This window comes from Achromobacter insuavis (assembly GCF_902859645.1).
Taxonomy (GTDB): domain Bacteria; phylum Pseudomonadota; class Gammaproteobacteria; order Burkholderiales; family Burkholderiaceae_B; genus Achromobacter; species Achromobacter insuavis.
Genome location: NZ_CADIJR010000016.1, coordinates 1 through 20372, shown reverse-complemented (window position 1 = coordinate 20372; position 20372 = coordinate 1). Strand labels below are relative to the sequence as shown.

Here is a 20372-nt window from a genome sequence, read left to right as displayed (position 1 = left end):
AGGAAATCTGACTTTTTGGGCCTAAATTGCCGCCACATCGGCCTTTGACCGACCTGCGCGAACGCCTTGATCCTCAGTGCTGCGGCACCTCTGTGTGCCGTGATCGGAGGCGAGGTTATGCAAGGGACGAACGTGCTGTTCGGTCAGATCGCCGTGGTATTCGGCATCGTGATCGCTGGCGTATGGAGCGCCACGCAATGGACAGCAGCAGCCCTTGGCTACCAGCTACGCCTTGGCTCGCCCTGGTTCGATCTTCTCGGCACACCGATCTACCACCCGTGGAAACTGTTCGAGTGGTGGTTCTTCTTCGATGCCTACGCGCCGCGCGTGTTCGATACCGGCGGCGCCATCGCGGGCGGCAGTGGCCTGCTGGCGGTGGTGGTCGCCATCGGTATGTCGATCTGGCGCTCGCGCCAATCGCGGCTGGTTACGACCTACGGCTCGGCACGCTGGGCGAACGCGGATGACATTCGCAAGGCTGGCCTCACGCAGCCGGCCGGCGTGTTCCTCGGCCAGCACGACCGCCAGTACCTGCGGCATGAAGGCCCGGAACACGTCCTGACCTTCGCGCCCACGCGCTCGGGCAAAGGTGTGGGCCTGGTGGTGCCGACGCTGCTTTCCTGGCCAGCCTCGGCCGTCATCCACGACATCAAGGGCGAGAACTGGCAGATCACCGCCGGTTGGCGCTCGCGCTTCTCGCATTGCCTGCTGTTCAACCCGACCGATGCGAAGTCAGCGGCCTACAACCCGCTGCTGGAGGTACGGCGCGGCGCGCATGAGGTGCGCGACGTGCAGAACATCGCGGACATTCTGGTTGATCCCGAAGGTGCGCTGGAGAAGCGCAACCATTGGGAAAAGACCTCGCACGCGCTACTGGTTGGGGCCATCCTGCATGTGCTCTACGCAGGCGAAGACAAGACTCTGCGCGGCGTCGCCAACTTCCTCTCCGACCCGGCCAGTCCGTTCGAGCTGACCTTGCATCGGATGATGACTACGCCGCACCTCGTGAACGAGGAAGGTGGTGGCCCACATCCCGTGGTGGCATCCGCTGCGCGCGAAGTCCTCAACAAGAGCGATAACGAACGCTCGGGCGTGCTGTCCACGGCCATGTCGTTCCTCGGCCTGTACCGCGATCCCACGGTGGCCGAAGTCACCTCGCGTTGCGATTGGCGCATCGCTGACCTGATCGCTGCCGAGCATCCGGTATCGCTGTACCTCGTGGTGCCGCCTTCGGACATTTCGCGGACGAAGCCGCTCATTCGCCTGATCCTCAACCAGATCGGCCGGCGCCTCACCGAATCGCTCGACGGCTCCGACGGCATTCAGCGCCGCCACAAGCTGCTGCTGATGCTCGATGAGTTCCCGGCGCTGGGGCGGCTCGACTTCTTCGAGACGGCCCTGGCCTTCATGGCGGGCTACGGCATCCGCAGCTTCCTCATCGCGCAGTCGCTCAACCAGATCGACAAAGCCTATGGCCAGAACCATTCGATTCTGGACAACTGCCATGTGCGCGTGACGTTCGCCACGAACGACGAGCGCACGGCCAAGCGCATTTCCGAAACGCTCGGCACCGCTACCGAGCTGCGCGCGCAGCGCAACTACGCGGGCCATCGGCTCGCGCCGTGGCTGGGCCACCTGATGGTGTCGCGCCAGGAAACCGCGCGCCCGCTGCTGACGCCGGGCGAAGTCATGCAGCTTCCGCCTGACGAGGCCGTGGTGATGGTGTCCAGCGTGGCGCCGATCAAGGCGAAGAAGCTGCGCTACTACGCGGACGCCAATTTCAAGCGTCGCGTGCTGCCACCGCCCGCGCTGGCGGATGGGCAGTACGCCGACGCGCCGCCATTGCGGCCCGACGACTGGAGCGGGTTGGCGATTCCGTCCGTGCCCGCTGCACTGGCCGCCGCGTCCGCTGATGGCCTGGAGAACTTGGGTTCGGCCGACGACGGCGGCCCGCGCCGTCAGCCCGAACTCTCCGAAACCGTCGCCTACGACTCCGAGCTGGCCGCTCCCACGGCCGACCTCGCGCTGCTCGATGACGACGACGACCTGCCGCTTCCCCTTCCTCGCCAGCTTGATCCGGCCATGCAGCGCAGCGCCCGGCTGGCTTCCCTCGACCCCAACGACGGAATCGAGCTATGAGCCACTATCGCCTCAACCTGTTCATCCAGCCGGAGCACGCCAAGCGGCTCGATGAGCTGGCCGCCAAGAAAGGCGTGTCCAAGTCGTCCATCGTCGCGGCGGCGCTCGCATCATGGCTGTCGCCCGATGCCGCCGACCAGCGCGAGGCGGCCATTGCCAAGCGGCTGGATCGCCTCTCGCGCCAGGCCGATCGCATGGAGCGCGACCAGAACATCGCCATCGAAACGCTGGCGCTGTTCATCCGCTACTACCTGACCGTGAGCACTCCGGTTCCCGAGGCGCACCAAGACGCGGCACGCGCGCAAGGCAAGGCGCGCTTCGAGCAGTTCACCGAGCAGCTTGGCCGCCACCTGCTGCGGGGCCGCAGCCTGGTGCGCGACGTGGTGGAGGAACTGCATCCCGACCCAATGCGGATGGAAGACGCGGCGGCAGCCGCGCAAGCGCAGGAGCGTGCCTCATGAGCGCCGCGCCTTCATCCCTCACCACCTCGCTCGACCGCCGCATCCAGATGCTGCGCACGGCGATGGGGCCGCTGATCGCCGCCGCGCTCGAAGACCCGGACGTGGTGGAGGTGATGCTGAACCCCGATCGCACCCTTTGGGTGGATCGGCTTTCCAGTGGGCGCGCGCCGATGGGCGCGGAGTTGCCGGAGACGGACGGCGAGCGAATCATCCGCTTGGTCGCGGCCCACGTTGGCGCAGAAGTCCATCGCGGGCAACCGCTGCTGTCCGCCGAGTTGCCCGAAACCGGCGAACGCTTCGAGGGCATCTTGCCGCCCGCTGCGCCGGGGCCGGCCTTCGCGCTGCGCAAGCGCGCCATCGGCGTCATCCCTCTGTCGCGCTACATCGAGGACGGAATGATGACCGCCGAGCAGGCGGGCTTTCTCGTTCGCGCCGTGCGCGAGCGCCAGAACGTCCTGATCGCAGGAGCCACGAGCAGCGGCAAGACCACGCTCGCCAATGCGCTGCTGGCCGAGATCGCCGCCACGGGCGACCGCGTACTGGTGCTCGAAGACACCATCGAGTTGCAATGCGCGGCCCGCGACCATGTGCCGCTGCGCACGCGCGCCGGCGTCGTGTCCATGACCGAACTGGTGCGGTCGTCCATGCGCCTGCGGCCTGATCGCGTCGTCGTCGGCGAGGTGCGCGGCGCCGAGGCGCTGGATCTCATCAAGGTGTGGGGCACCGGCCATCCGGGCGGTATCGCCACGATCCACGCCGGCTCCGCGCTCGGCGCGCTGCTGCGCCTGGAGCAACTGATTCTCGAAGTGGCGGTGAACCCGCCGCGTGCGCTGATCGCCGAGGCGGTCAACGTGGTGATCCATATCGCCGGGCGCGGGCGCAAGCGCCGCATCGAGAGCATCGCCCGCGTCGTCGGCTTTGACGGCGTGGGCTACCGATTGGCGGATTGGGAGGCGGACGCGCTGGACACGCCGTTTCCCGAGTTGTCGCCAAACCCCGATGCCGTACCCGCTGCGGCGACTTCCTCATCCCTTGACTCACTTGGAGAACTGCCATGACGCAGATGACCATTCCTGCTTTCCGTTTTTCTGCAAATCCGGCTTTGCGTCTTGCGCGGCTGCGCTGCCTGGCCCGTCCTGCGGGGCAAGGGCTGCTGCTGGCCGCGTTGCTGTTGTTCCTGGCCGGAGCCGCGCAGGCCGCCGGTTCCTCGATGCCGTGGGAAGGCCCGCTGCAATCCATCCTCGAATCCATCCAGGGGCCGGTGGCGCGCATCGTCGCGGTCATCATCATCATCGCCACGGGCCTCGCGCTCGCGTTCGGCGACACGTCCGGCGGGTTCCGCAAGCTGATCCAGATCGTATTCGGTCTGTCCATCGCGTTCGCCGCTTCGAGCTTCTTCCTGTCGTTCTTCAGCTTCTCCGGCGGGGCGGTCGTATGAGTGCCCCTGACACCTTCGCGGACGGCTTCGAGGTGCCGCTGCATCGCTCGCTGACCGAGCCGATTCTGCTGGGCGGTGCGCCGCGCACCGTAGCGATCGCTAACGGCACGCTGGCCGCCGCTGTCGGCCTGGGCCTGCAACTGTGGATTCCGGGCGTCGTGCTCTGGATCGTCGGCCATTCGCTGGCGGTGTGGGGTGCGCGCGTCGATCCGCAGTTCATGCAGGTCTTCGCCCGGCACATCAAGCACCGCCCGCTGCTGGACGTGTGAGGGGAGGACGCCGCGATGCTGAACCTCGCCGAATACCGCCAGCGCCCGGCCTTGCTTGCCGACTGGCTGCCCTGGGCCGGGCTGGTCGCACCGGGCGTCGTCTTGAACAAGGACGGCAGTTTCCAGCGCACGGCCCGGTTTCGCGGGCCTGACCTCGACAGCGCGACGCAAGGCGAGCTGATCGCCACGTCGGCGCGGTTGAACAACGCGCTGCGCCGCATGGGATCGGGCTGGGCGCTGTTCATCGAAGCCGAGCGCCGGCCTGCGGCCGACTATCCGCACTCGGAGTTTCCCGAGCCGCTTTCGTGGGTGGTGGAGGAAGAACGCCGGGCCGCCTTCGAGGAATCGGGCCATCACTTCGAGAGCGGCTATCACCTGACGTTGCTTTACCTGCCGCCGGAAGAATCCCGCGCCCGTGCAGCCAAGATGCTCTACGAGAACACACCGACGAATGGCGTGGACTGGCGCGAGCGGCTGCAAGCCTTCGTCGCGGAAACGGATCGCGTCTTTGACCTGCTCGACGGCGTGATGCCGGAAATCGTCTGGCTGGATGACAGCCAGACGCTGACCTACCTGCACACGACCATCTCGACGCGGCGCTACCGCGTCGGTGTGCCCGAAGTGCCGTTCCACATCGACGCCCTGCTGACCGACTCGCCGCTGGTCGGTGGCCTGGCGCCCATGCTGGGCGACCAGCACCTGCGCGTGGTGTCGGTGCGCGGTTTTCCGACCTCGACCTGGCCGGGGATTCTGGACGACCTCAACCGCTTGGGCTTTGCATATCGTTGGAGTACGCGCTTTCTCTGTCTCGACAAATCCGAGGCGGAAAAGGAACTCACCCGCCTGCGCCGCCAGTGGTTTGCAAAAAGGAAGAACGTCATCGCGCTGCTGCGCGAAACGATCTTCCAGCAGGAAAGCCCGTTGGTCGATACTGACGCCAGCAACAAGGCGACCGACGCCGATGCCGCCTTACAGGAGCTGGGCAGCGATCAGGTCGCCTTCGGCTATCTCACCGCCACGGTGACGGTGCTCGATGCCGACCCGGCCGTAGCCGACGAGAAGCTGCGCATGGTGGAGCGGGTCATCCAGGGGCGCGGCTTCGTCACCATCCCGGAAACGCTCAACGCCGTGGATGCGTGGCTGTCATCCATTCCGGGCAACGCTTACGCCAACGTGCGCCAGCCCATCGTCTCGACGCTGAACCTAGCACACATGATGCCGGTGTCCGCAGTATGGGCGGGGCCGGAAAAGAACGACCACCTCGACGGCCCGCCGCTGATCGTCACGCGCACCGATGGCGCGACGCCGTTCCGGCTGGTGACGCACATCGGCGACGTGGGCCACACGCTGGTCGCAGGCCCGACCGGCATGGGCAAGTCGGTCTTGCTCGCCACGCTGGCGATGCAGTTCCGTCGCTATCGCGGTTCGCGCATCTTCGCCTTCGACATGGGCCGCTCGATGCGGGCCACGATCCTGGGCTTGGGCGGCGAACACTACGACCTGGGCACGGATGGCGAAATCGCCTTCCAGCCCTTGGCACGCATCGACCGCGAGGGCTACCGCACCTGGGCCGCAGAATGGGTCGAAGGCCGCTTGCTGCACGAAGGCGTGGCGGTCGGCCCCGACGAGAAGGCGGCTATCTGGTCGGCGCTTGGAAGCCTCGCCGGTGCGCCGGTGGAGCAGCGCACGATGACCGGCCTGTCGGTGCTGCTGCAATCGAACGCGCTGCGCCAGGCGCTCGCGCCCTACGTGCTCGGTGGTGCGCACGGCAAGCTGCTGGACGCTGACCACGACCGGCTCGGCATGGCCGACGTGCAGTGCTTCGAGATGGAGGAGCTGATGCACAGCAAGGCCGCCGTCATGGCCGTGCTGCATTACCTCTTTGCGCGCTTCGATGAACGCTTCGACGGATCGCCCACGCTGCTGATCCTCGATGAAGCGTGGTTGTTCCTCGATGACCCGGTGTTTGCCGCGCGTATCCGCCAGTGGCTCAAGACGCTACGCAAGAAAAACGTGTCGGTGATCTTCGCCACGCAGTCGCTCGCGGACATCAAGGATTCGAGCATCGCCCCCGCGATTATCGAAAGCTGCGCCAGCCGCATCTTCCTGCCGAACCCGCAGGCGACTGAGCCGCAGATTCGCACGATCTACGAAGGCTTCGGCCTCAACAGCCGGCAGATCGAGATCGTCGCCACCGCGCAGCCCAAGCGCGACTACTACTACCAATCCCGCCTCGGCAACCGCCTGTTCGACCTCGACCTGGGGCCGGCCGCGCTGGCGTTTGCGGGCGCTTCCACGCCGCAAGACCAGCGCGACATAGACCGCGTGCTGCTGGACGCCGGCGTACCCGGCTTCGCGGGCGCCTGGCTGCGCCATCGCGGCCTCGATTGGGCGGCCGACCTGCTGCCCTCGTTCCCCGGCCTTGCGCCGGGTTCCCTCGCTGATCAACCCCTGGAGAACCTGTCATGAAAAAGCGTCTTGTCGCCGCCGCAATCGCGGCCATGCTTTGCACCGCCACCGCCCATGCGCAATGGGTCGTGGTCGATCCCACCAACCTCGTGCAGAACACGCTGACCGCGATCCGCACGCTGGAGCAGATCAACAACCAGATCCAGCAGCTTCAGAACGAAGCGCAGATGCTGATGAACCAGGCGCGCAATCTCGCCAGCCTGCCATCCAGCGTGGTCGGCCAGTTGCGCGCCAATCTGGCGACCACGCAGCGGCTGATCGACCAGGCGCGCGGCCTGGCCTACGACGTGACGAATCTGGATCGGGAGTTTCAGCGCCTGTATCCCGAGCAGTACGCCGCCACGGTGAGCGGCGACCAGATGTACCGCGACACGCAGGAGCGATGGAAGAACACGCTCAACGGCTTGCAGACCACGATGCGGATGCAGGCCCAGGTTTCGCAGAACCTGGGCGAAGACGAAAGCGTGCTCGCCGACCTCGTGGGCAAGAGCCAGTCAGCCGAAGGTGCGTTGCAGGCGATGCAGGCCATGAACCAGTTGCTGGCCTTGCAGGCCAAGCAGTCGATCCAGTCGCAGCGGCTCCAGATCACGCAGGATCGCGCTGCCGCGCTGGAACTGGCGCGGCAGGCGGCGGCCACGGAGCGCGGACGTGAGATGACGCGCCGCTTCCTGGGCAGTGGCACGCCGTACACGCCGCAAGCCGTCGATTTCTACAACCACTGACGAGGTGCGGCCATGAAGTACGCGCCTGTCGTGTTCGCTCTCGCGTTCCTGCTGTCCGGCTGCGATCAGCCGCTGTCGGTGGCTTCACTGGCCGCCGATCCATCCCGGTTGCACACGCTGCGCGCGCAGTGCCGCACGGGCGCGCACGACGGCGCGTTTTGCGCGCAGGTGGCCCAGGCCGACCTGCGGCGCTTTCTCTCCGGCCAGACCGGGCCGAGCGAGTATCAGACGCTAGCCGACCTGCCGCCGATTCCGCCCAGCTTCGATGAACCCGCCGATGCCGATGCGCCTGGGCAGGAGGACTCACCATGAACGACGTAACGATCATCGACCGCTTCCTCGATACCTTCTCGCGCTACATCGACTCGGGCTTTGGACTGCTGCATGGCGAGGTGGCGTTTCTGACCGCCACGCTGATCGTCATCGACATGACGATCGCCGGGCTGTTCTGGGCGATGGGCCATGCCGTCGGCCAGGGCGAGGACGTGATCGCCAAGCTGATCCGCAAGGTGCTGTACGTCGGTGCCTTCGCCTACATCATCGGCAACTTCAACACGCTGGCCGGCATCCTGTTCCGCTCCTTCGCCGGGCTGGGCCTAACGGCCAGCGGCTCGACCTTGAGCATGGAGAACTTCCTACACCCTGGGCGGCTGGCCAAGGTCGGCATCGACGCCGGTGCGCCGATCCTTGAGCAGATCGGCAACATGGCGGGCTTCCCCGAGGTGTTCGTGAACATCACGCCCATCGTCGTGATGTTCCTCGCGTGGTTGATCGTCATCCTGTGCTTCTTCGTGCTGGCGATCCAGCTTTTCATCACGCTGATCGAGTTCAAGCTGACCACGCTCGCCGGCTTCGTGCTGGTGCCGTTCGCGCTGTGGAACAAGACCGCGTTCCTCGCCGAAAAGGTGCTGGGCAACGTGGTGTCGTCCGGCATCAAGGTGCTGGTGCTCGCCGTCATTGTGGGCATCGGCTCGGGGCTGTTCGCCGAGTTTCAGGTACATCCCGCCGAGCCATCCATCGACCACTCCGTGGTCGTGATGCTGGCCTCGCTGACCCTGCTGGCCTTGGGCATCTTCGGGCCAGGCATTGCAACCGGGCTGGTGTCTGGCGGGCCGCAGCTTGGCGCGGGTGCGATGGCCGGTGCTGCGCTGGGCGCTGCGGGCGCTGCCGTTGCCGTCGGCGCCGCAGCCACGGGCGTCGGCGGCGCGGTAGCTGCTGGAGCGCGCATGGCGCCCGCTGCCGCCAAGCTGGCCGGCAGCGGCGCGCGGGCTGCCGCTGGGGCTGCCAGCAGTGCACGGTCGGCGTTCCAGGCCGGTTCCGCTTCGGCCGGCGGCGGCCTCAAGGGTGCCGCTGCGGGCTTCGGCAATGTCGCCAAGACAGGCGCTCAGGCAGCCGGGCAGAAGGTGGCCGATGGCGCGCGTTCGATGAAGGAACGTGCCGCCGCAGCTTTCCGCCAGGAAGGCACGACTTCGGCGGGAGGCGGTACAGCCGCCGCATCGGGCGGCCCAGCGTCTGGTGGTGATACGCCCTCCACCGCGCCGCAGGAGCAACCCGCCTGGGCCAAACGCCTGCATCGCCGCCAGCAACTCACCCATGCCGCAACCACCGCCGCCCACACGCTGCGCGGGGGCGACGGCGGCAGTTCCAGCCAGGGGCCGAGTCTGCGCGATTCCGATTCCTGATCTTCAAGGAGAACACCCATGCGATTCAAACGACCGCAGGTGCGCTATGCCGACACGCCGCAGCCTGCTACTCCGTACCAATCCGCCGCACAGGTGTGGGACGAGCGCATCGGCTCGGCCCGCGTGCAGGCGAAGAACTGGCGTTTCATGGCCTTCGGCTGTCTCACGCTGGCCGTGCTGATGGCCGGGGGCCTGGTCTGGCGCTCGGCGCAATCCATCGTGACACCCTATGTCATCGAGGTGGACAACGCGGGCCAAGTGCGCGCCGTGGGCGAGGCCGCTACGCCGTACCGGCCCAGCGATGCGCAGATCGCCTACCACCTGGGCCGCTTCATCGGCCTGGTGCGCTCGCTGTCCATCGACCCGATCGTGGTGCGGCAGAACTGGCTGGACGCCTACGACTACACCACCGACAAGGGCGCCGTGGTGCTCAACGAGTACGCCCGCGTGAACGATCCGTTCGCGCGCATCGGCAAGGAGTCGGTGACGGTGCAGATCACCAGCGTGACCCGCGCCAGCGACGCCTCTTTCAACGTGCGCTGGACGGAACAACGCTTCGTCAACGGCGCTCCTGCTGGCACCGAACGCTGGAACGCGGTGATTTCCATCGTGCAGCAGACCCCGCGCACCGAACAGCGCCTGCGCAAGAACCCGTTGGGCATCTACGTCAACGGCCTGTCGTGGAGCCGCGAACTGGATTCTTCCGAAGGAGCCAAGCCATGAACCCGTCTTTCCGTACTTACGTTTCCGTGCTGGCGCTCGCGGCCCTGGCGGGCTGCGCCACCCAGGGCAAGCCGCCGCCGACCATCTCGCTCGATGAGCCGGTGCAGGCGCAGCCGCTGCCGGAGCCGCCTGCACCTGTGGAGGCGGTCGCTGTGCCCGAGGTGCTGCCGATGCCGGCACAGTTGAAGCCAGCGCCCGAGGGCGAAGAAGCCAAGCCGGCGCCGGAGCCGGTCGACGAGAAGGTGCGCGTCTCACGGGCCAATACCGAGGCGCGCGTCGCGCCCACGCGCGAGGGCTACGTCAACGCGATTCAGGTGTGGCCTTTCACGGACGGCGCGCTGTATCAGGTCTATGCGGCCGTGGGCCGCGTGACCGTGATCGCGCTCCAGCCCGGTGAGGAACTGGTGACGGTGGCCGCTGGCGACACGGTGCGCTGGATCGTGGGCGACACATCGAGCGGCAGCGGGGATGCGCTGCGCGTGAACGTGATGGTCAAGCCCATCCGCTCGGGCCTCAAGACGAATCTCGTTGTAACCACCAGCCGACGCACCTATCTGCTGGAACTGACCTCGACAGAGAAGACATGGATGGCGTCGATATCCTGGGAGTACCCCAAGGACAAGATGCTCGCCTTGCAGCGCCAGGCGCAGGCGGCCAGCGCCGCCGCGCCGGTCGAGACCGGGCTGTCGCTGGAGAAGATCCGTTTCCGCTATGCCATCAGTGGCAGCAATCCGCCGTGGAAGCCGCTGCGCGCCTTCGATGACGGCGAGAAGGTATATATCCAGTTTCCCGCCGGCATCGCCCAGGGCGAGTTGCCGCCGCTGTTCGTGATCGGTGCGCAGGGCGACGGGCAATTGGTGAACTACCGCTTCCGCTCGCCGTATTTCATCGTTGATCGCTTGTTCGGCGCTGCCGAGTTGCGCTTGGGCGGGGACAAGGGCGACGTGGTGCGGATCGAGCGCACCGACGGCACGCGGGGGAACTGACCATGAGCCAGGACGACACCCCCGACCTCACCACGCCGCAGGCGGGCAAGGTCGCGCCCGAGGCGGTGGCGCTACGCGCCCAGCCGTGTCCGGTCACGCGCCTGAACCGGCGCACGCTGGCCGTCCTCGTCGGCGGCCTGTCGGTCGCCGTGCTCGGGGCCACGATCTGGTCATTGCAGCCGCATCGGCGCGGCACTGGCGAACAGACCGAGCTTTACAACGTGGATCGCGTATCGAAGTCCGAGGGGCTGGATGGCCTGCCTTCCGACTACTCGAAGCTGCGGAAGGTGCCCGAGTTGGGGCCGCCGCTGCCGGGCGATCTTGGCCCCGCCATCGTCGCTTCGCAGCAGCCGGCCGTAGCCGCTTACGCGGCCCCCGGCCACGATCCGAATGACGCTTTGCGCAAAGAGGCGGAAGCCGCTGCGGCTTCGTCGGTGTTCTTCCGCTCCGGCGGCCAGGGCCAAGGCCAGGCCGCAACGGTGGCGCAGGCGGCGCCGGGTGCGCCGGGTGCTGCAAGCGCGCTCGCAGCCTTCGACCCGCTCGCCGCCGGGCCGGCCTCGACGGCGGCCCAGCCCGCCGACCCGACCGCCACGCAGAACCGGCAAGACCAGAAGGAGGCGTTCCTGAAAGGCGGCTCTACGGAAACCCGCAATTCCGGCAACCTGGCGCTGCCGGCGTCGCCGTATCAGGTGATGGCCGGTACGGTGATCGCCGGGGCGCTGGTCACAGGCATCAAGTCCGATCTTCCGGGCGATGTGATCGCCACCGTCACGGAGCCCGTCTATGACACGGCCACGGGCAAGTTCCTGCTGATCCCGCAGGGATCGCGCATCCTCGGGCGCTACAACAGCCAGGTCAGCTACGGGCAGAGCCGCGTACAGGTGGTATGGAACCGGGTCATCCTGCCCGACACGTCATCGCTGACGCTCGACAACCTCGTGGGCACCGACCCGGCCGGCTACGCCGGCCTGGAAGACGACGTGGACTGGCACTGGAACCGCGTCTTCGCCGGCGCCGTGTTGACGACGCTGCTGGGCGTGGGCGCCGAGCTGGCCGCGCCGGAGAACCGCCAGGACGGCAACCGCATCGTCATCGCCGGGCGCGACAGCGCACAGGACAGCATCAATCAGGTCGGCCAGGAGATCACTCGGCGCAACATGAACATCCAGCCGACGCTGACAGCACGACCGGGCTTGCCGGTTCGGGTGATCGTGGCGCGCGACCTCGTGTTGCGTCCTTACCAACCCATGTTCTATCAGCTTGGAGGTGCGCGATGAGTACCGCCCGAAAACTCCGCCTCGGCCCGTTGCCGTCCAGCGGTAGCACGAAGCTGACGTTCACCTGCCCGGCCAGCCTGAAAGCCGACCTGGACGCCTACGCCGCACTGCACGCGCAGACGTATGGCGAGGCCGTCGATGCAACGACGTTGATCCCGCACATGCTGGAGACGTTCATGGCGGGGGATCGGGGATTCAGAAAGGGAAGCAGGGGCAAGGCCGCACCGCCGAAGTCGGGTTGACGATGTGGACGCATCCACCACCCACTCACGATGAAAGCGCAGCCCTCGGGTTGCGCTTTCGCTTTCTGGGGATGGATTGCGACAGGCCGGGGCATAAGATGGCTATGCGATCTTGCCCGCTGCGGCGCCCCTGCGTTTGCCACCGCAAAGCGCCCATGTGGCACCTAGCCAGAAATGCAGCAAGCGCGCGCCGCAGCCCGAATCTAGGCTAACCTATTGCCCCATAAGACCTTTTGCGCCGCTGCATGACCTCACAAAAGACTTGACAGCGGACATTTTTCATGGCCGCGCTTGGCGCGATCCTGTTTTCCGCCAAGGCCATCGTCGTCAAGTTCACCTACCGCTACGGCATCGACGCGGTCACCCTGATCGCCTTCCGCATGCTGTTCGCCATGCCGTTCTTCGCGGCGGTGGCATGGCATCAGTCGCGCCTGGCGGCCCGCGGCGAGATCGTCGTCATGACCTGGAAGGAACGCATCCAGGTCTGCCTGCTGGGCCTGTTGGGCTACTACCTGTCCAGCTTCCTGGATTTCCTCGGCCTGCGCTACATCACCGCCAGCCTGGAGCGGCTGATCCTGTTCCTGTCGCCGTCGCTGGTGGTGCTGATCTCGGCGTTCTGGTTCAAGCGGCCGGTCGAGCGCCGGCAATGGCTGGCGATGACGCTGTCGTACGCCGGCGTGGTGCTGGTTTTCGCCCACGATCTGAGCTTCGGCGGCTCCTCCGAGGTGCTGTTAGGGTCTTTGTTCGTTTTCGGTTCGGCGCTCAGCTATTCTGTGTACCTGATCTGCTCCGGAGAACTGATCAAGCGCATCGGGCCCACCCGGCTGGTGGCGTATGCCATGCTGGTGTCGTGCGTGGCCTGCATCGTGCAGTTCTTCGTGATCCATCCGGCCTCCGTGCTGATCCAGCCGATGGGCGTGTACGGCTACTCGATCATCCATGCCACCCTGAACACGGTGGTGCCCGTCTTCATGCTGATGTGGGCGGTGGCGCTGATCGGCGCGCCGACCGCGTCGCTGCTGGGCATGCTGGGGCCGGTGTCGGTGCTGTTCCTGGCGTCGTGGTTCCTGCACGAACCCGTGACGGTCTGGCAGATGGCCGGCACCGCGCTGGTCCTGGCCGGGGTATTCGTATTGATGGGGGGCGGGGCCGCCAAGCCGCCGCCCGCCGCGCCGGGCGGCAGCGCGTCCGCGCGCTGAAGTCCGGATTGCATAGTTGATTCTCAAGCTTGCGTCGCAACATTTCAAAGAAAGGAGGCCAGTATGGCCAGCAATCTCGTCAAGGCAATTCGTATCGAGCAGCATGGCGGTCCCGAAGTTCTGAAACTGGTCGAAGTCGAAGTGCCGCCGCCGGCCGCCAATGAGGTCACCATCGACCAGCACGCGGCCGGGCTGAACTTCATCGATATTTATTTCCGCACGGGCTTGTATCCCCACCCGCTGCCGCATGGCCTGGGCTTCGAGGGCGCGGGCGTGGTCACGGCCGTGGGCGCCGACGTCAAGCACCTGAAGAAGGGCGACCGCGTGGCCTATGGCCAGAGCCCGATCGGCGCCTACGCCAAGGCCCGCAACGTGCCGGCCAACCAGGTCGTGAAGGTGCCCAAGGGCATCGGCTTCGACGAAGCCGCCGCGCTCATGCTCAAGGGCCTGACGGTGCAGTACCTGTTCCGCCAGACCTACCGCCTGCAAGGCGGCGAAACCATCCTGTTCCACGCGGCCGCCGGCGGCGTGGGCCTGATTGCCTGCCAATGGGCGCGCGCGCTCGGCGTGAAGCTGATCGGCACCGTCTCCAGCCCCGAGAAGGCCGAACTGGCCCGCGCCAACGGCGCCTGGGAAACCATCGACTACTCGCGCGAGAACGTGGCCGAGCGCGTGCTCGAACTGACCGGCGGCAAGAAGGTGCCGGTGGTGTATGACGGCGTCGGCAAGGACACCTGGGAAACCTCGCTGGACAGCCTGGAGCCGCGCGGCCTGATGGTCAGCTTCGGCAACGCCTCCGGTCCGGTGGCGGGCGTGAACCTGGGCATCCTGAACCAGAAGGGCAGCCTGTACGTGACGCGGCCGTCGCTGGGCGTGCACGTCAATACGCTGGCAAAGCTGCAGGCCGCCTCGGAAGAGCTGTTCGACCTGGTGCTGAAGAAGAGGATCAAGGTCCGCATCGACCAGCGCTACAGCCTGGAACAGGCCGGCGAAGCGCAGACCGCGCTGGCCTCGCGCAAGACCACCGGCGCCACGGTGCTGATGCTGGACTGATCCGGCGCGCCCCTGGCGCCGCGGGCAAGGCGGGACGCATGGCGCGTCCCGCTTTTTTTTTGCCGTGCGCACCGGGACAAATCGCCATGCACGGGCGGACAAGCCAGCACGGTGGGCCGTTGCTATCCTGGCCTCACCCTATCCGTTGGAGCCTCACGCATGCCGTCCGCCCCTTCCTCCGCCTCCGGCCGTCCGGAACTGGCCGCCATCCGGGAATACATGATCGTCGACGGCAAGCCGCTGCGCCAGGGGCAGGGCGAACCCATCCCCGTGCACGATCCGGCCACCGGCGAGGTCATCGCCACCCAGCTCGATGCCGGTCCGGCGCAGATCGACCTGGCGGTGCAGGCCGCGCGCCGGGCATTCGCCAGCGGCCCGTGGCGCGACATGCTGCCGGCCGGGCGCGAGCGCCTGCTGCTGAACCTGGCGGATCTGGTGGAACGCCATGGCGAGGAACTGGCGCGGCTCGAGACCCTGAACAACGGCAAGCTGCTGGGCGTGGCCCAGGGGCTGGAGGTTGGTTCCGGCGCGCAATGGCTGCGCTACATGGCCGGCTGGGCCACCAAGCTGACCGGCGACACGCTGGCGCTGTCGATCCCGTTCCCGCCCGGCGTCAAGTACAGCGCCTACACGCTGCCGCAGCCGGTGGGCGTGGTGGCGGCGATCATCCCGTGGAATTTCCCGCTGCTGATGGCGATCTGGAAGATCGCCCCGGCGCTGGCCGCCGGCTGCACGGTGGTGCTCAAGCCCGCCGAGGAAACCCCGCTGACCGCCTTGCGGCTGGCCGAACTGGTGTTGGAGGCCGGTTTTCCGCCGGGCGTGGTCAACGTGGTGACCGGTCGCGGCGAGACGGCCGGCGCGGCGCTGGTGGCGCATCCGGGCGTGGACAAGATCGCCTTCACCGGCTCCACCGAGGTCGGCAAGCTCATCGGCCGCGCCGCCATGGACGACATGAAGCGCGTCTCGCTGGAACTGGGCGGCAAGTCGCCCGTGATCGTGCTCGATGACTGCGACGCCGACGTGGCGGCGCAAGGCGCGGCCGCCGCCATCTTCTTCAACCAGGGCCAGGTCTGCACCGCGGGTTCGCGGCTTTACGTGCAGAAGGGCCTGTACGCCAAGGTGGTGGAACGGCTGGCCGACCTGGCCGCCGGCATGAGGCTGGGTTCCGGCTTCGCGCCCGATACGCAGGTGGGGCCGCTGGTGTCGGCGCGTCACCAGCAGCGCGTGATGGACTACATCGGCATCGGCCGCGCCGAGGGCGGCAAGGTGCTGGCGGGCGGCGCCGCCGGCGAGGGCGCCGGGTATTTCGTGCGGCCCACGGTATTCACGGATCTGCCGCAGGATGCCCGCATGGCCCGCGAGGAGATCTTCGGGCCGGTGGTGGTGGCGCAGCCGTTCGACACGCTCGACGACGCCGTGCGGCTGGCCAACGACAGCGCCTTCGGCCTGGGCGCCAGCCTCTGGAGCAACGACCTGACCCGGGTCCAGCGCCTGATCCCGCGCATCGATGCGGGCACGCTCTGGATCAACACCCACAACATGCTGGACCCGAACATGCCGTTCGGGGGTTTCAAGCAGTCCGGCATCGGCCGTGAGCACGGCCGCGCCGTACTGGACATGTATCTGGAGAAGAAGTCCGTTTGTATCGCTTACTAGACTGACGGCCGCGCGAGACAAGCCGGGAGATACCGGCGCGTGCGAGGCCGCGCAACCAAGGGGAAGTGCATGGCAGGCAAGACCAATTGCCGGGCCCGGGCGCGCGCAGCATTGCTGCTGGCGGGCCTGGCCACGGCGCAGGCGGCATGGGCCGGAGACCCCAGCGCGCGCGACTGGATACCCGCGCCGGTGGGCACCAACATCATCGCTGGCTACCTGGCCGGGCTGCGCTCGTCGGGGCTGTATTCGGCCGGCAAGCGCATCGACGGCGCCTCGGTGGACGTGGATGCGCTGATCTACCGCCAGATGCATTACCGGGAGCTGTTCGGCAAGACCGTGCAGCTCGAATTCATCGTGCCGATGTCGCGCACCACGATGGAACTGCCGGGCGCCCCGCGCGACCGCCAGACCGGCATCGGCGACGTGACGCTGGGTTCCGCGATCTGGCTCTACAACAACGAGCAGACCAAGACCTGGTTCGCCTGGGAGCCGTTCGTGGTGGTGCCGTTGGGGCGCTACGATGGCTCGCGCCCGGACACTTCGCCGGGCAAGAACCGCTGGTCCACCATCCAGGATTTCTCGTTCGTGAAGGGGGTGGGCGAATCCACCTTCCTGGAGGCCATCGGCGAAGTGGAAATCTACGGCCGCAACAGCGACTGGATGAGCCAGACGCTGAAGAAGGACCCGTCCTTCCGCTTCTTCGCGCTGGCCTCCACCAATATCACGGACAACACCTACACCGGCATCCGCTACCGCTACGAGACCGGCGGCCGCGAGCGCGCCGCGGGCGAGACGGTGACCAGCCGCGCCCGCAATCACCAGCTGGCGCTGGAACTGACGCACCAGATCAACGACGCCAACCAGATCCAGATGCAGTACATCCACGACCTGAGGGTCGAGAACGGCCCGCGCATGCGGGGCGTGCAGATGCGCTACGTCTACGCCTTCTAAGAGCAACAGACATGACACCAGGAGAGATCCAATGATTGCGCTTTGTGCCAACAGACGCGCCGCGCGGGCCGGCAAATGGGCGCTGTGCGCGGCCCTGGCCGCGGCCGCCGGGCTTGCCCGCGCCGACCTGCCGGTCGAGGAGCTCAAGGGCGGCACCCGCCTGCCGCCGGCCACGCCGCACCGGCTGTACGTGATGGACGCGGTGTTCAATCACCTGGTCGACAGCCGCGTCAACATTTACGACGGCGACACGATGAAATTCCTGGGACTGGTGCCCTCGTCGTTCAACGGCCACATGACGGTGTCGGCGGACGGCAAGGACATCTACATCATGACCACCTACTACGAGCGCCTGAACCGCGGCAAGCGCACCGACGTGGTCGAGGCCTGGGATGCCGAGACGTTGACGCCGAAGTACGAGGTGCCGATTCCGGAGAAGCGCGCGCAGGCGCTGAACTACCGCAACTACCTGCAGCAGAGCGCCGACGGCGGCCTGCTGTTCGTGCAGAACGCCACGCCGGCCTCGTCGGTTACGGTGGTCGACCTGAAGACGCGCAAGTTCGCCGACGAAGTGACCGCGTCCGCCGGCTGCTGGAGCATCATCGTGCCGCCGTCGCGGCCGCGCAGCTTCGCCAGCATCTGCGGCGACGGCTCGTTCGTCACGGTCGACCTGGACGCCGCCGGCAAGCCGTCGGGCCAGCAGCGCAGCAAGCCCATGTTCGAGGTCGAGAAGGATCCGATCTTCACCCATACCGACCGCCTGGGCGACACCTTCTATTTCGTCTCGTACAACGGCAACGTCTACAGCGCCGATTTCAGCGGCGCCGAGGCGCGCTTCGGCGAGCCGTGGTCGCTGCTGGACAAATCCGGCAAGGACCGCGGCTGGCGCCCGGGCGGCTACAACCTGCTGGCGGTCAACCGCGCCAGCAAGCGGCTGTACGTGGGCATGCATCCGAATGGCGCGGAAGGCTCGCACAAGACACCCGCCGCCGAGATCTGGGTGTATGACCTGGCCACGCACAAGCGGCTGGCGCGCATTCCGGGCAAGAACGCGTTGTCGATGTCGGTGTCGCAGGACGACAAGCCGCGCCTGTTCACCATCGACGGCGGCAACGTCAACATCTATGACGCGGCGCCGGCCGCGCCGGTGCTCAAGGGCACGATCCAGGGCGCCGGCGAGACGGCGCTGCAGGTCGAGCCGCAGCCGGGAGGCGCGCAATGACCGATCCCGTGCTGTTCTATGCCGCCAGCGCCGCGCTCGCCTGCGTGCTGCTGCTGGGCGCGCTCGACAAGCTCAAGGACATGGCGGCCTTCAGCGGCGCCGTGACGGCCTACGAGATCGTGCCCGCCGGCCTGGCCGGCGCCTTCGCCTGGGGCTATGTGCTGGCCGAAGCGCTGGCTGGCGCCTTGCTGCTGACGCCGGGCGCGCAGGCCATGGGCGCCGCGCTGGCGCTGCTGGTGCTGGCCCTGGCGACGGCGGGCGTGGCGCTCAACCTGGCGCGCGGCCGCCGCGATATCGATTGCGGCTGCGGCGGTCCCGCCTTCCGGGGTGCGGCGGCGCGCGGCGCCGGGCTGTCCTGGTGGATGGTGCTGCGCAATGCCTTGCTGGCGTCGTGGACGCTGCCGGTGTTCGCCGCGGCGCAAGGCGCCTCGCGCAGCCTGCAATGGGCCGACGCGGCCTCGGTTTTCGGCCTGGCGATGTGCGCCGTGGCCTTGTATTTCACCGTCAATCACCTGCTGGCCTCGCACCTGAAGCTGCGGCAGCTGCATACCTAGAAACAACGGAGCGACACGATATGGAAGCCTTGATCATTTCCAATTTTCTGCTGTGGGGCGTGGTGCTCTGCCTGATGCTGGTCATCCTGGCGCTGTCGCGCCAGATCGGCGTGCTGTACGAGCGCGTGGCGCCGATGGGGGCGCTGACCATGGACAAGGGGCCGGCGGTGGGCGAGGCCGCGCCCCGTTTCGAACTGGCCGACCTGCTGGGCCGGCGCCTGACCATCGGCGAACGCGGCCAGCACAGCCAGCTGCTGTTCTTCCTGTCGCCGACCTGCCCGGTGTGCAAGAAGCTGCTGCCGATCCTCAAGTCGGTGGCCGGCACCGAGAGCGCCTGGCTGCGCATCGTGCTGGCCAGCGACGGCGAGATGCCCGAGCACCTGGCGTTCTACCGCCAGGCGGGGCTGGAGCGCTTTCCCTACCTGCTGTCGACCGAGCTGGGCATGAAGTTCCAGATCAGCAAGTTGCCGTATGCGGTGCTGATCGACGAATCCGGCGTGATCCGTGCCAAGGGCCTGATCAATTCGCGCGAACAGCTGGAAAGCCTGTTCACGGCCAAGGAGCTGGGCGTGGCGTCGGTGCAGGAATTCCTGGCCGGCGGCGCGCTGGAAGAGACCCGCATTTCACGCAAGGAGAACGGCAATGCGCTGGTTGGATAAGCTTGGAGAGCGCGCCACGCGCTCCGTCGCCCACGCCACGTCGCGTCGCAGCGTGCTCAACCGCATCGGCCGCGTTCTGGTCGGCACCGCCTTCCTGGTGCCGGTGCTGCCGGTGGCCCGGTCCGCGCCCGCGGCGGCCAAGAAGCCGCAGACCGACGAGACCGCCTGCGACTACTGGCGCTATTGCGCGGTGGACGGCTTCCTGTGCTCGTGCTGCGGCGGCAGCACGACCTCATGCCCGCCGGGCACCTCGCCGTCGGCGGTGTCGTGGGTCGGCACCTGCCACAACCCGCTGGACGGCAAGGACTACCTCATCAGTTACAACGACTGCTGCGGCAAGACGGCCTGCGGCAAGTGCATGTGCGCCTCGGCCGAGCGCGAGCGGCCGGGCTACCAGATGTTCCTGCACAACGACGTCAACTGGTGCATGTCCAACGAGTCGTCGATCTTCCACTGCACCACCTCCGTGATCGTGGGGTTGGCCAAGAAGAAGCCATGACGGACCCGGCGGAAAGGGGCGGCGGCGGGCGAGGGCGGTGGCGTGGAGCGGCCGCCGGGCTGGCCTGTGCGGCGGCGGCTGTCGCCATATCCAGCGTCATCTCCAGCGTGATGGCAGGCGCGGTCGCCGGCGAGGCGCCGGCGGCCGCGCCGCCTGCCGCCGGACCTGCCG

21 protein-coding genes are annotated in these 20372 nt (G+C 67.3%); all 21 read left to right on the top strand.

The genetic code is table 11. The annotated features are described in order from the left end of the window. Positions 1-117: 117 nt before the first annotated feature. On the top strand, positions 118-2139 hold the full coding sequence (locus H0523_RS11260) for a conjugal transfer protein TraG (RefSeq protein WP_012202376.1): 2022 nt from the start codon (positions 118-120) through the stop codon (positions 2137-2139). Then, positions 2136-2600 (top strand): ribbon-helix-helix protein, CopG family, encoded by a 465-nt coding sequence (locus H0523_RS11255; protein ID WP_012202375.1) that lies wholly within the window; start codon positions 2136-2138, stop codon positions 2598-2600. The genes H0523_RS11260 and H0523_RS11255 overlap by 4 nt, the downstream gene beginning before the upstream one ends. Further along, positions 2597-3658: a P-type conjugative transfer ATPase TrbB gene (gene trbB / locus H0523_RS11250; RefSeq protein WP_012202374.1), complete on the top strand. Its 1062-nt coding sequence runs from the start codon at positions 2597-2599 to the stop codon at positions 3656-3658. The genes H0523_RS11255 and trbB overlap by 4 nt, the downstream gene beginning before the upstream one ends. Next, a complete protein-coding gene (locus H0523_RS11245) occupies positions 3655-4038 on the top strand; it encodes a TrbC/VirB2 family type IV secretion system protein (protein ID WP_012202373.1) in 384 nt (127 codons plus the stop codon). The genes trbB and H0523_RS11245 overlap by 4 nt, the downstream gene beginning before the upstream one ends. Continuing rightward, positions 4035-4307 carry a VirB3 family type IV secretion system protein gene (locus H0523_RS11240; protein WP_003103993.1) on the top strand — a complete coding sequence of 91 codons (273 nt, stop codon included), beginning with the start codon at positions 4035-4037 and terminating at the stop codon, positions 4305-4307. Before H0523_RS11245 ends, H0523_RS11240 begins: the two co-directional genes overlap by 4 nt. A 15-nt stretch (positions 4308-4322) precedes the next feature. Beyond that, complete coding sequence (trbE, locus tag H0523_RS11235; RefSeq protein ID WP_012202372.1) at positions 4323-6776, top strand: conjugal transfer protein TrbE; 2454 nt, start codon at positions 4323-4325, stop codon at positions 6774-6776. Continuing rightward, positions 6773-7498 carry a P-type conjugative transfer protein TrbJ gene (gene trbJ, locus H0523_RS11230; protein WP_012202371.1) on the top strand — a complete coding sequence of 242 codons (726 nt, stop codon included), beginning with the start codon at positions 6773-6775 and terminating at the stop codon, positions 7496-7498. Before trbE ends, trbJ begins: the two co-directional genes overlap by 4 nt. Before the next feature lie 12 nt (positions 7499-7510). Continuing rightward, positions 7511-7810 (top strand): EexN family lipoprotein, encoded by a 300-nt coding sequence (locus H0523_RS11225; RefSeq protein ID WP_012202370.1) that lies wholly within the window; start codon positions 7511-7513, stop codon positions 7808-7810. Next, positions 7807-9180, top strand: coding sequence for a P-type conjugative transfer protein TrbL (gene trbL / locus H0523_RS11220; protein WP_012202369.1), 1374 nt, complete (start codon positions 7807-7809; stop codon positions 9178-9180). The genes H0523_RS11225 and trbL overlap by 4 nt, the downstream gene beginning before the upstream one ends. An 18-nt stretch (positions 9181-9198) precedes the next feature. Continuing rightward, positions 9199-9903 carry a conjugal transfer protein TrbF gene (gene trbF, locus H0523_RS11215; protein ID WP_012202368.1) on the top strand — a complete coding sequence of 235 codons (705 nt, stop codon included), beginning with the start codon at positions 9199-9201 and terminating at the stop codon, positions 9901-9903. Further along, positions 9900-10889: a P-type conjugative transfer protein TrbG gene (trbG, locus tag H0523_RS11210; protein WP_012202367.1), complete on the top strand. Its 990-nt coding sequence runs from the start codon at positions 9900-9902 to the stop codon at positions 10887-10889. Before trbF ends, trbG begins: the two co-directional genes overlap by 4 nt. Before the next feature lie 2 nt (positions 10890-10891). Continuing rightward, on the top strand, positions 10892-12166 hold the full coding sequence (locus tag H0523_RS11205; RefSeq protein WP_012202366.1) for a TraB/TrbI/VirB10 family type IV secretion system protein: 1275 nt from the start codon (positions 10892-10894) through the stop codon (positions 12164-12166). Beyond that, entirely contained in the window at positions 12163-12408 is a 246-nt protein-coding gene (locus H0523_RS11200) for a DUF2274 domain-containing protein (protein ID WP_012202365.1), read from the top strand. The genes H0523_RS11205 and H0523_RS11200 overlap by 4 nt, the downstream gene beginning before the upstream one ends. 281 nt (positions 12409-12689) lie before the next feature. After that, positions 12690-13607 carry a DMT family transporter gene (locus H0523_RS11195; protein WP_257225099.1) on the top strand — a complete coding sequence of 306 codons (918 nt, stop codon included), beginning with the start codon at positions 12690-12692 and terminating at the stop codon, positions 13605-13607. Between the two features lie 63 nt (positions 13608-13670). Continuing rightward, positions 13671-14660 (top strand): quinone oxidoreductase family protein, encoded by a 990-nt coding sequence (locus H0523_RS11190; protein ID WP_054434217.1) that lies wholly within the window; start codon positions 13671-13673, stop codon positions 14658-14660. A 159-nt stretch (positions 14661-14819) separates the two neighbouring features. Further along, entirely contained in the window at positions 14820-16316 is a 1497-nt protein-coding gene (gene styD, locus H0523_RS11185; RefSeq protein ID WP_054434220.1) for a phenylacetaldehyde dehydrogenase StyD, read from the top strand. Positions 16317-16385: 69 nt separating this feature from the next. Next, a complete protein-coding gene (locus H0523_RS11180; protein ID WP_054434222.1) occupies positions 16386-17267 on the top strand; it encodes a transporter in 882 nt (293 codons plus the stop codon). A 31-nt stretch (positions 17268-17298) separates the two neighbouring features. Beyond that, positions 17299-18489, top strand: a complete 1191-nt coding sequence (locus tag H0523_RS11175; protein WP_054434224.1) for an amine dehydrogenase large subunit — start codon at positions 17299-17301, stop codon at positions 18487-18489. Beyond that, positions 18486-19043 (top strand): MauE/DoxX family redox-associated membrane protein, encoded by a 558-nt coding sequence (locus H0523_RS11170; protein ID WP_054434227.1) that lies wholly within the window; start codon positions 18486-18488, stop codon positions 19041-19043. The genes H0523_RS11175 and H0523_RS11170 overlap by 4 nt, the downstream gene beginning before the upstream one ends. A 20-nt stretch (positions 19044-19063) precedes the next feature. Next, positions 19064-19702, top strand: a complete 639-nt coding sequence (gene mauD / locus H0523_RS11165) for a methylamine dehydrogenase accessory protein MauD (protein ID WP_006393932.1) — start codon at positions 19064-19066, stop codon at positions 19700-19702. Beyond that, positions 19686-20201 carry a methylamine dehydrogenase light chain gene (locus H0523_RS11160; RefSeq protein WP_006393933.1) on the top strand — a complete coding sequence of 172 codons (516 nt, stop codon included), beginning with the start codon at positions 19686-19688 and terminating at the stop codon, positions 20199-20201. The genes mauD and H0523_RS11160 overlap by 17 nt, the downstream gene beginning before the upstream one ends. The last annotated feature ends 171 nt before the right edge of the window (positions 20202-20372 follow it).

What these genes read in the sequence shown, in the direction of transcription:
- H0523_RS11260 (WP_012202376.1), top strand. Translation starts at nt 118, where the DNA reads ATGCAAGGGACGAACGTGCTGTTCGGTCAGATCGCCGTGGTATTCGGC.
- H0523_RS11255 (WP_012202375.1), top strand. Translation starts at nt 2,136, where the DNA reads ATGAGCCACTATCGCCTCAACCTGTTCATCCAGCCGGAGCACGCCAAG.
- trbB (WP_012202374.1), top strand. Translation starts at nt 2,597, where the DNA reads ATGAGCGCCGCGCCTTCATCCCTCACCACCTCGCTCGACCGCCGCATC.
- H0523_RS11245 (WP_012202373.1), top strand. Translation starts at nt 3,655, where the DNA reads ATGACGCAGATGACCATTCCTGCTTTCCGTTTTTCTGCAAATCCGGCT.
- H0523_RS11240 (WP_003103993.1), top strand. Translation starts at nt 4,035, where the DNA reads ATGAGTGCCCCTGACACCTTCGCGGACGGCTTCGAGGTGCCGCTGCAT.
- trbE (WP_012202372.1), top strand. Translation starts at nt 4,323, where the DNA reads ATGCTGAACCTCGCCGAATACCGCCAGCGCCCGGCCTTGCTTGCCGAC.
- trbJ (WP_012202371.1), top strand. Translation starts at nt 6,773, where the DNA reads ATGAAAAAGCGTCTTGTCGCCGCCGCAATCGCGGCCATGCTTTGCACC.
- H0523_RS11225 (WP_012202370.1), top strand. Translation starts at nt 7,511, where the DNA reads ATGAAGTACGCGCCTGTCGTGTTCGCTCTCGCGTTCCTGCTGTCCGGC.
- trbL (WP_012202369.1), top strand. Translation starts at nt 7,807, where the DNA reads ATGAACGACGTAACGATCATCGACCGCTTCCTCGATACCTTCTCGCGC.
- trbF (WP_012202368.1), top strand. Translation starts at nt 9,199, where the DNA reads ATGCGATTCAAACGACCGCAGGTGCGCTATGCCGACACGCCGCAGCCT.
- trbG (WP_012202367.1), top strand. Translation starts at nt 9,900, where the DNA reads ATGAACCCGTCTTTCCGTACTTACGTTTCCGTGCTGGCGCTCGCGGCC.
- H0523_RS11205 (WP_012202366.1), top strand. Translation starts at nt 10,892, where the DNA reads ATGAGCCAGGACGACACCCCCGACCTCACCACGCCGCAGGCGGGCAAG.
- H0523_RS11200 (WP_012202365.1), top strand. Translation starts at nt 12,163, where the DNA reads ATGAGTACCGCCCGAAAACTCCGCCTCGGCCCGTTGCCGTCCAGCGGT.
- H0523_RS11195 (WP_257225099.1), top strand. Translation starts at nt 12,690, where the DNA reads ATGGCCGCGCTTGGCGCGATCCTGTTTTCCGCCAAGGCCATCGTCGTC.
- H0523_RS11190 (WP_054434217.1), top strand. Translation starts at nt 13,671, where the DNA reads ATGGCCAGCAATCTCGTCAAGGCAATTCGTATCGAGCAGCATGGCGGT.
- styD (WP_054434220.1), top strand. Translation starts at nt 14,820, where the DNA reads ATGCCGTCCGCCCCTTCCTCCGCCTCCGGCCGTCCGGAACTGGCCGCC.
- H0523_RS11180 (WP_054434222.1), top strand. Translation starts at nt 16,386, where the DNA reads ATGGCAGGCAAGACCAATTGCCGGGCCCGGGCGCGCGCAGCATTGCTG.
- H0523_RS11175 (WP_054434224.1), top strand. Translation starts at nt 17,299, where the DNA reads ATGATTGCGCTTTGTGCCAACAGACGCGCCGCGCGGGCCGGCAAATGG.
- H0523_RS11170 (WP_054434227.1), top strand. Translation starts at nt 18,486, where the DNA reads ATGACCGATCCCGTGCTGTTCTATGCCGCCAGCGCCGCGCTCGCCTGC.
- mauD (WP_006393932.1), top strand. Translation starts at nt 19,064, where the DNA reads ATGGAAGCCTTGATCATTTCCAATTTTCTGCTGTGGGGCGTGGTGCTC.
- H0523_RS11160 (WP_006393933.1), top strand. Translation starts at nt 19,686, where the DNA reads ATGCGCTGGTTGGATAAGCTTGGAGAGCGCGCCACGCGCTCCGTCGCC.